The organism is Synechococcus sp. R55.8 (genome assembly GCF_047461895.1).
GTDB lineage: Bacteria > Cyanobacteriota > Cyanobacteriia > Thermostichales > Thermostichaceae > Thermostichus.
This window is the reverse complement of sequence record NZ_JANSIB010000123.1, coordinates 1-7,566: the sequence shown is the minus strand read 5'-3', so window position 1 is coordinate 7,566 and position 7,566 is coordinate 1. Positions and strand designations below refer to the sequence as shown.

At 59.9% G+C, this 7,566-nt stretch carries 8 protein-coding genes; 4 read left to right on the top strand and 4 right to left on the bottom strand.

The features are described from left to right. The first annotated feature begins 59 nt into the window (after positions 1–59). Complete coding sequence (locus tag NW829_RS11160) at positions 60–869, top strand: hypothetical protein (protein ID WP_414417097.1); 810 nt, start codon at positions 60–62, stop codon at positions 867–869. Positions 870–882: 13 nt separating this feature from the next. Here the strand turns inward: NW829_RS11160 and argB are convergent, their stop codons facing one another. The 3 genes from argB to NW829_RS11145 all read right to left on the bottom strand — a co-directional run bounded on the left by argB (position 883) and on the right by NW829_RS11145 (position 3,270). Continuing rightward, positions 883–1,803 carry an acetylglutamate kinase gene (gene argB, locus NW829_RS11155; RefSeq protein ID WP_414417096.1) on the bottom strand — a complete coding sequence of 307 codons (921 nt, stop codon included), beginning with the start codon at positions 1,801–1,803 and terminating at the stop codon, positions 883–885. A gap of 154 nt (positions 1,804–1,957) precedes the next feature. Continuing rightward, positions 1,958–2,839, bottom strand: a complete 882-nt coding sequence (locus NW829_RS11150; RefSeq protein ID WP_414417095.1) for a M56 family metallopeptidase — start codon at positions 2,837–2,839, stop codon at positions 1,958–1,960. Further along, positions 2,836–3,270, bottom strand: coding sequence for a BlaI/MecI/CopY family transcriptional regulator (locus NW829_RS11145; protein ID WP_414380945.1), 435 nt, complete (start codon positions 3,268–3,270; stop codon positions 2,836–2,838). The genes NW829_RS11150 and NW829_RS11145 overlap by 4 nt, the downstream gene beginning before the upstream one ends. A 118-nt stretch (positions 3,271–3,388) precedes the next feature. On the opposite strand from NW829_RS11145, the gene miaB reads away from it, so the two are divergent. Beyond that, on the top strand, positions 3,389–4,723 hold the full coding sequence (miaB, locus tag NW829_RS11140) for a tRNA (N6-isopentenyl adenosine(37)-C2)-methylthiotransferase MiaB (RefSeq protein WP_414332191.1): 1,335 nt from the start codon (positions 3,389–3,391) through the stop codon (positions 4,721–4,723). Between the two features lie 286 nt (positions 4,724–5,009). Here the strand turns inward: miaB and NW829_RS11135 are convergent, their stop codons facing one another. Next, positions 5,010–5,360 (bottom strand): hypothetical protein, encoded by a 351-nt coding sequence (locus NW829_RS11135; protein ID WP_011433285.1) that lies wholly within the window; start codon positions 5,358–5,360, stop codon positions 5,010–5,012. A gap of 234 nt (positions 5,361–5,594) precedes the next feature. On the opposite strand from NW829_RS11135, the gene gltX reads away from it, so the two are divergent. Further along, on the top strand, positions 5,595–7,034 hold the full coding sequence (gene gltX, locus NW829_RS11130) for a glutamate--tRNA ligase (protein WP_414413742.1): 1,440 nt from the start codon (positions 5,595–5,597) through the stop codon (positions 7,032–7,034). Positions 7,035–7,113: 79 nt separating this feature from the next. Then, positions 7,114–7,566: GAF domain-containing protein (locus NW829_RS11125; RefSeq protein ID WP_414417094.1), on the top strand; the 453-nt coding region annotated here is incomplete at its 3' end.

Below are 7,566 nucleotides of genomic sequence, written 5' to 3'. Positions count from 1 at the left end.
GAGCTTCTGGCCGCTCGGTTCGGGCAGGCTGTAGGCAGCTTGATGAGGAGAAACCGGCAATGTCTTACTCAACCTCTTACTCCGTGTCTTACTCGAAAATCTTTTTCCCAGTTTGGGTGGCGGGGCTGCTGTTGTTGATCGGCGGTGGGATCCTGTTTGTCCTGCTGCGGGCTTTTGGGCTACCCATTGGGGAGCTGGCCGATTGGGCCATTGGGATCGCCAGCTTTTGGTGGCTGGTGGTGATCGTCACCCTTCCCTGGAACCTCTACTTTCAGGCCAAGGCCGTTCAGCAGGAGGCGGTTGTGTCTCAGGAACGAGGGAGCCCGGTGGAAGATTCAACCTTGGCTTTCCTACAAAAGCTCAGCCGCTGGTCGTTGCGCGTGGCCATTGCCCTGCATGGGCTGTCGGCTCTGGTTTTCTATGGCTTGGCCGTTGGGCAAGTCACCCCCATTGGCTACCCCAGCGCTGTGGCTGCGGTGTTGTTAACGGCTCTGCGCCCGGCCATCCGGGGCTACGAGTATTTGGCCGACCGCTTGGCCCAGTTGCAAGGGCAAATCCGCATCCCTCGCGAAGATGCCATCGAGTTGGCCGAGCGGATAAAGCAGTTGACACGCCAAGTCGAGCAGTTGCAGGAGCAATGGGATCCCGGCAAGCCCGGTTCTTGGGCCCAACAGGAGGAAGAAACCCGGCGCTACCTGCGTCAGGAGCTGGCCGCGCTCAAAGCCCAACTGGAACAGTTGCGGGCCAGCAACGAGCTGGAGCACAGGCAATTGCGCCAGGAGACCCACCAAGCTGTGGCTCAGCTCAGTGTGGATAGCCAGTTTCTCGGCCATGTGCGGGAGATTCTTCGCTTTATCAAGGAAGCTTAGCGGGATCCGTTGTTCAGTCTTCCAACTGGGCGGCAAATTGAGAAGGAACCAGCTTGGTGCCCACGCCGGCATCGGTCAGCAGCTCCAGCAATAGGGAATGAGGGGATCCTCCATCCAGAATGTGGGCTGCCCGTACCCCTTGTGCCAAGGCGCGAATGCAACACTGCACCTTCGGGATCATGCCGCCCTTGACGACACCGGCTTGGATCAACTGGCGAGCCGTCTCGATATCCAGCAACGTAATCAGAGAGCTGCGATCCTGAGGATCTTTGAGAATGCCAGGGGTGTCGGTGAGCAAAATCAGCTTTTCTGCCCCCAGAGCAGCCGCCAGTTCTCCCGCCACCGTATCGGCGTTGATGTTGTAGGCTTGGCCTGTCTCATCGGCAGCCACGCTGGAGATCACCGGAATCTGTCCACCTTCCAACAGGGTTTGCAGCAACTGGGGGTTGATGCTGCTCACTTCCCCAACAAAGCCGATCTCTGCCCGGCCCTGGGATCGCGCTTTGATCAAGTTGCCATCTCGCCCGCACAGCCCCACCGCCGATCCGCCGGCCAAGCTGATGAGCTGCACGATCTGCTTATTAACCTTGCCCACCAACACCATCTCCACTACTTCCATGGTGGCGGCATCGGTAACCCGCAAGCCATCCACAAACTTGAAGGGAATGTCCAGTTTTTGTAGCCAACTGTTGATCTCCGGCCCCCCCCCATGCACCAACACCGGGCGGATCCCCACACAGGCCAGAAAGACGATGTCTCGGAGCACCTCGGCCCGTCGCTCTTGGTGCACCATGGCTGCGCCGCCGTATTTGATGACAATAACGCGGCCCTGGTACTGCTGAATGTAGGGTAAAGCCTCGATGAGGATCTGCGCCCGCGTAAGGGGATCACACGCCGACCCGGTCGCCTCAGAAAGGGAAGAGTTGGTTTGCACTGCTGTAAGTCCCTAGAAGTCCAGAAAACCTGACCTAGAGTATCCCATTCTGCTTGCAAAGCAGATCTCAGGCTTTGGGCGTCAACTGGTGGTTTTTTTTCAAGCTCGCTTCCCCAACCCAAGGACAATTTGGTTGAGGAATCGCCGTCAATCTTCAGGTATGGAACGGGATCGCCAGCAAAGGCAATAGGGACAACCCCAACCAGGCCCAACCCCGAATGGAAGAAGAATGGGGTAGGGGATCGACGGGCCCTGACTCTGCCTGCTGCAGCAGGGCATCGATACGCTCCTGCAGCCGTTGCCCTGAGTCTGAACTCACGGTCATTGCAAAGCCAACCCAAGCTGCCGCCGGTTGCTCCACCACGCCATAGCCCACCACCTGCAGCAGGGCCTCTCCCAACAACAAGGGATCCACCCGTTGGGCCGCCCAGCGATCCGCCCGCAGCTCCCGCAGAGTGAGCAATTCCTCCCACAGGGCCTCGGTGTTGGGCAGCCAGCCGGTGAGGCGTCGCAGCCAGCCCACTCCAAACATCCAGAGGGTATCGCGGTAGTGGCGATGGGCCTCTTCGTGGGCGATTACGGCCCGCAAGTGCTCATCATCCAACTGCTCCAGCAGGCCGCGGCTGACCACCAACTGGGCATTCCACACCCCCACTTGAGCAGCAAAAGGGATCTCCAAATCCAGCACATAGGCCGGAGAGCCATGCAAATCCACATGGGCTAAAGCTTGCAGATGGGCACGTCGATAGGAGCGCCAGTATTCCCAAATCCAGTGCAAGGCCACGCCGCCGGCCACGGCCAGCAACAGCAGGGCACAGCCGTAGCAGAACCAGCCCCCCGCTCCGGCCATTTGTCCCCACGGCCCCATCCAGGCCAAGGCCAAAGCAGTGGTCAGCAACAGCAGCGGGGGCAGCAAGAAGTGGATCCAAGCCCGCTGCCAACGTCGGCCCCATCCCCCACTCCTGTCCAGGCGCACCTGGGCTCGCCACAGGCAACTGAGGCCCAAGCCCAGCAGTAACATGCCCAAGTGGCTCATCGCGGATCCCTCCTGGCTTGACGGGCTGCCCGCAGCCGTTCGGCAATCGCCTGCAACTGGGACACGCTGGCCTGATCCAGGCTATCGGCAAAGGCTGCCACCGTATCGGGATCCCCTACAGCCAAAAACTGCTGCAGGTGGGTGAAGGCCCTGAGGCTGGCCGCTTCCTGACGCGAAAGACGAGGCCGCCACAGCATCGGCAAATGCCGCCCTTGGGGATCGGTGCGGCGCTCACAGCTCACCCAGCCCTTCTGGCTTAAGCGCTGCAAAACTGTAGTCACAGAGGCATAGGCCAGCTCCCGATCCGGATCGGCCAAGATGCGCTCGTGGATTTGACGGGTGCTGGCACTGCCCAGATCCCAGAGGATGTCCAAGATTTCCGACTCCAGAGGGCCCAGCGACAGTTGCTTGGGACGATGCTTGGGCAACATGAGCCTTTGCCGGTGTAGGAACTTTTATCTAGACTAACCGTTGCAGTCTCAAACCCCTCAGCCATTTTTAAGGATCCGCTAAGCTCGAAGATGGTGGTTCTTTGTGCTGTTTCTTCCCATGGCTGCTCCCACCTACCACACCATCACCTTCGGCTGCCAAATGAACCGCGCCGATACCGAGCGCATGGCCGGGATCCTGGAGTCCCTGGGGTATGTGGCCACCGAAGATGAGTTGCAGGCGGACTTAGTTCTCTACAACACCTGCACCATCCGCGACAATGCTGAGCAAAAGGTCTATTCCTACCTGGGCATCCAGGCGCAGCGCAAGCGCAAAAACCCGGCCATCAAGCTCATTGTGGCCGGCTGTGTGGCCCAGCAGGAAGGGGAGAAATTGTTGCGCCGCGTCCCTGAGCTGGATCTGGTCATGGGCCCCCAGTACGTGAACCGCCTTGGGGATCTGTTGGCGCAGGTGGAAGCCGGAAACCAGGTGGTGGCCACCGATCCGGTTGAGATCCCAGAAGACATCACCAAGCCCCGCCGCGACAGCCAGGTCACTGCTTGGATCAATGTCATCTACGGTTGCAACGAGCGTTGTACCTACTGCATCGTGCCGCGGGTGCGAGGGCAAGAGCAGTCCCGCCAGCCCCAGGCCATCCGCGCCGAAATCGAAGACGTGGCCAGAGCGGGCTACCGCGAGGTGACGTTGCTGGGGCAGAACATCGATGCCTACGGACGGGATCTGGATCCGAAAACCAACCTGGCCAGCTTGTTGCGCTTCGTCCATTCGGTGGAAGGTATTGAACGGATTCGCTTTGCCACCAGCCACCCGCGCTACTTTACCGAGGAGCTGATCGCCACCTGCGCCGAGCTGCCCAAAGTCTGCGAGCACTTCCACATTCCCTTCCAGGCGGGCAGCAACGAAGTGCTCAAGCGGATGCGGCGCGGCTACACCCACGAGCGCTATCGCCAGATCATCCAGCTCATCCGCCAATACATGCCCGAAGCCGCCATCAGCGCCGATGCCATTGTCGGCTTCCCGGGAGAGACCGAAGCTCAGTTCCAAGAAACCCTGCAACTGGTGCAGGATATCGGCTTTGACCAAGTGAACACTGCTGCCTACTCCCCCCGTCCCGGCACCCCCGCCGCCGAGTGGCCCGACCAGGTGCCTGAAGAGGAAAAAAGCGACCGCCTGCAACGGCTGAACCGACTGGTGGCCGAGGTGGCTGCCGCTCGCAGCGCCCGACTCTTAGGCCAGGTGCAAGAGGTGCTGGTGGAAGGCCCCAACCCGAAAAACCCCCGCCAGGCAATGGGGCGTACCCGCGGCAATCGCTTGGTGTTCTTTGAAGGGGATCCAGAGCAACTGAAGGGATCCCTGGTGCCGGTGCGCATTACCGCCACGCGAGCTTTTTCGCTGACCGGAGAGGCAGTTACCGTCCGCGCGAGCGGGCCATAGGATGAAGGCTCTCACAAACACAACTTTCCCCAGTTCCCTCTTGTCCGATTGCGCCGGCGGAGCGCCTCTCCAGGGAGCTGTTTCGCTGAGAAAAACCATGCCCTCCTGGGTGAACAGCTTTAAGGCAACCGCCAGGCAGTCACTGCCCTTTCCGCCACGCCGACCAGGGCACAACCACCGCCCTATCTAGCTTTCTTCCGCGCAGCAGTAGAACGGAGCTTCATACACAACGTTTTGGCAACAGCAACAGGCCGGCGCTGGAACAGGCCCCGAATACCTGCCCTGCCTAGCGCAAGATTTCAAAATCCAAAACGGGCTCTGTCTGGGTCACGCGGTAGTACCCGGCCTGGGTACGAACCGAAGCCTGATAGGGGCTGGGCAAATCCAGCGAGCGCAGGGGTGGGATGTTGGTGCGCTGGTTCAGCAGCGTGGTGAAGAAGGCGGTGGTCTGCCGGGCCTGGGAGCGCACCACCTCCTCAGGGAAAATGACCGGATCCACATTCCTGCCTGTATCCAACAGGATCCTGTCTAGGGCATCTCCCACCGGATAGGAAGGATAGGCAATTTGGGCCAAGGCGGATCCAATCGGGATCCCGGCGGACAGACAACCCAGAAGAATGGCCAAAGTCAGACGCATGTGCTGGGATTCCTCCTGCGCTACAGCTTTTCCTCAACACCGGAAAAAAGCGGGGTTTGAACGTTGCTCATTGACTTGGATCCCCATGAAGCCTACCTTTTGACCGGCAGCTAAGGCGGATTCTACTCGAAATGCCTCGATTGGCAACCGCCTGCAACCCAATGGAGGGCCAACATGACAAAGGATCTCGCCGCCGACTAGGATCGGGATACTCTGCTTGGGATCCTTAGACCTGTGAGTGTTTGTGTTCGCATTGCCCCCAGTCCAACTGGAAATCTGCACATCGGCACCGCCCGGACGGCAGTGTTCAACTGGCTGTATGCCCGTCGCCACGGTGGCCGGTTCATTTTGCGCATCGAGGACACCGACCGCGACCGCTCTTTGCCCCGCTACACCCGCAACATTTTGGCGGGCCTGGCCTGGTTGGGCCTAGACTGGGACGAAGGGCCGGTCTACCAGTCCAAGCGCATCGAGCGCTACCAAGCAGTGGTGCAGCAGCTTCTAGATCAAGGGCTGGCCTACCGCTGCTACGTCAGCGAGGCAGAGCTGGAGGAGATGCGCGCTGCCCAGAAGGCTGCCGGCAAAGCCCCCCGCTACGACAACCGCCACCGCTTTCTCACCGAAGCCCAGCGACGAGCCTACGAAGCCGAGGGGCGGCAGCCGGTGATCCGCTTCAAAATCGAGGAGCCCCTAGAGGTGTCTTGGGTGGATCTCATCCGCGGCCCCATTACCTGGAACACCCAGGATTTGGGAGGAGACATGGTCATTGCCCGAGCGGATGGCTACCCTCTCTACAACTTGGCGGTGGTGGTGGATGACATCGACATGGGCATCACCCATGTGATTCGCGGCGAAGATCACATCGGCAATACCCCCAAGCAGATTTTGCTCTACCGTGCTCTTGGCCACGAACCTCCCCAGTTTGCCCATTCTCCGCTAATCCTGAACCCGGAGGGGAAAAAGCTCTCCAAACGGGATGGGGCAACTTCGGTAGCAGAGTTCCAGCAACTGGGCTTTTTGCCGGAAGCTCTCAAGAACTATTTGGCTTTGCTCAGTTGGTCGCCCCCGGATGGGGAAGAGCTTTTCTCTTTGGAAAAGGCGGCTGCGCTGTTCGACTTTGACCGGGTTAACCGTGCGGCTGCCCGCTTTGACTGGGACAAGCTCAACTGGATCAACAGCCAGTACATCAAGCGGCTTTCTCCGCCAGAACTGGTAGAACGGCTCACCCCCTTTTGGCAGGCGGCAGGGTTTGACCTTTCCGAGGTGCCGGATCCCACCTGGTTAGAAGATGTGGCCCGCCTGATTGCCGATGGCATCGACCGCCTGGCAGAGGCTCCTCCGCTCAGCCGCTTTTTGTTTCAGGAGCCCCTCAGCTACACGTTGCCAGCTCTGGAACAGTTGCGCCTGCCTGGGGTGGCAGAGGCTATGGCTGCAATGGCCACCACGTTGGCTGCTGCCGAGCTGCCCCAGGTTTCGGCGGACAGCTTAAAACCGCTGGTGGATCAGGTGGCCAAGGGCCAGAACATGAAAAAGGGCCTGCTGATGAAGAGTTTGCGGGCCGCCCTGACAGGGGATCTGCAGGGGCCGGATTTGCTGGAATCTTTTGCCCTTCTCCAGCGGCGGGGCTGGGCTTTGGGGCGGTTAGAGGCTGTGCAGAAGTTGGTTCCTTGTTGATGGAAGCCCATCTCTTGCTGTCATGCCTTCGGTTGCCTCTGTTGAAAGTGCTCCGCACCGCTGCCGCAATCGGGATCCCATGCTGTCACGCCAGCTACAGGCTGCAAACCAAATTGTCCAAGAACTGGTGCTGCTCTCTTCTCAGTTATCTTCCCCATCCTCTTCGGACTCTGTAGAGATGGGGGAGCTGGAGCAGTGTGTGCTCAAGCTGGCCCAGACCTTGGTACAGCAGATGGTAAATCGCCTGGGCGCGGCCTCAGCTCGCCTTTGGATTTTCGACCCGCAGGAAGGATGTTTTCAGTCGGTGGCCCATGCCGGCCTGCTCAGTCCTGCTCATGACCAAATTCAGCGGATCTATCCTGACGACAGCCCTTTGGGACGGGTGGCCCAGGAGGGTCTGCCGCTTTTGAGCAACAATCCCGCCCAAGAAGCCTGGATGCCTGCCCCGGAGTGGGTGAAGGCCAATGGCTTGCGAGGCTTTGTTGCCTACCCGATTAACCGGGGGGAGGAGCGGCTGGGGGCTTTGGCTCTG